1 protein-coding gene is annotated in these 388 nt (G+C 49.2%); it reads left to right on the top strand.

Going from position 1 to position 388, the window contains the following annotated elements; genetic code table 11:
• Nucleotides 1-146 (top strand): amino acid--tRNA ligase-related protein (locus E3E29_RS11560; protein WP_342764725.1); only part of this gene is annotated, 146 nt, incomplete at its 5' end.
• Between the last annotated feature and the right edge of the window lie 242 nt (nt 147-388).

Below are 388 nucleotides of genomic sequence, written 5' to 3' on the forward strand. Positions count from 1 at the left end.
TCTACCTCAAGGCCTTCCGCTACGGCATGCCACCACATGGAGGCTTCGGACTTGGAGCCGAGAGGCTCATCAAGCAGATGCTTGACCTGAATAACATCAGGGAAGTCATACTCTTCCCGAGGGACAGAAGAAGGCTCACACCGTAACGCCTTTATACTACCTTTTCCTTTTGGTGATTAGTTGACTACTCTTTGGAGGCTGGAGATATGAAAAAGGCTGCCGCTTTAATCCTCTTGGGTCTGATGATTTTCTCATTTGCACCTATGGCACACCTAGTAAAATCCGCAACGGTGCCCGAGTACGCCAGCATAACGGGAATCTCGCTTGGACTAAAAGACAAGGCTGTTCTGGGTCCCTTTGAGGTGCAGTTCATCGACGTTGATATGTA

Source organism: Thermococcus sp. Bubb.Bath (genome assembly GCF_012027595.1).
Classification (GTDB): domain Archaea; phylum Methanobacteriota_B; class Thermococci; order Thermococcales; family Thermococcaceae; genus Thermococcus.